The sequence below is a fragment of the Bradyrhizobium sp. BRP56 genome (genome assembly GCF_020194035.1).
GTDB lineage: Bacteria > Pseudomonadota > Alphaproteobacteria > Rhizobiales > Xanthobacteraceae > Bradyrhizobium > Bradyrhizobium australafricanum.
The window spans coordinates 1-400 of the sequence record NZ_JADYVV010000234.1 but is presented as its reverse complement, the minus strand read 5'-3'; the positions used below and the strand labels follow the sequence as shown (position 1 = coordinate 400).

Here is a 400-nt window from a genome sequence, read left to right as displayed (position 1 = left end):
AATCCTGGGTGCCTGGAAACCAATTGCTCTGGAATGGCGCTAAGACGCTGGTACGAACAACAGCCCCGAAATTACCCATTGAGCGATCTTTTCGTCCATGCGGAAAACGCCCCTTTCGTCCAGAGTCTGCTTGAAAACGCGGCACGAGCCATTGCCACCAGCATTAATCTGTTCGATCCCGATGCGGTGATTCTGGGTGGTGGCGCGATGGATATGCCCGCCTTCCCACGCGAGACTCTCATTGCCATGACCCAAAAGTACCTGCGCCGTCCACTGCCGTATCAGGTCGTGCGCTTTATTGCCGCCTCATCTTCTGACTTTAATGGCGCTCAGGGTGCAGCAATATTGGCGCATCAACGTTTTTTGCTACAGTCCTGTGCTAAAGTCCCATGAGTAAAGC

Annotated in this window: 1 protein-coding gene; it reads left to right on the top strand. The window is 53.5% G+C overall.

Annotated elements, in window-relative coordinates; all coding sequences use genetic code 11:
* Positions 1–393: ROK family protein (locus I6F38_RS43545; protein ID WP_225164735.1), on the top strand; the 393-nt coding region annotated here is incomplete at its 5' end.
* Between the last annotated feature and the right edge of the window lie 7 nt (positions 394–400).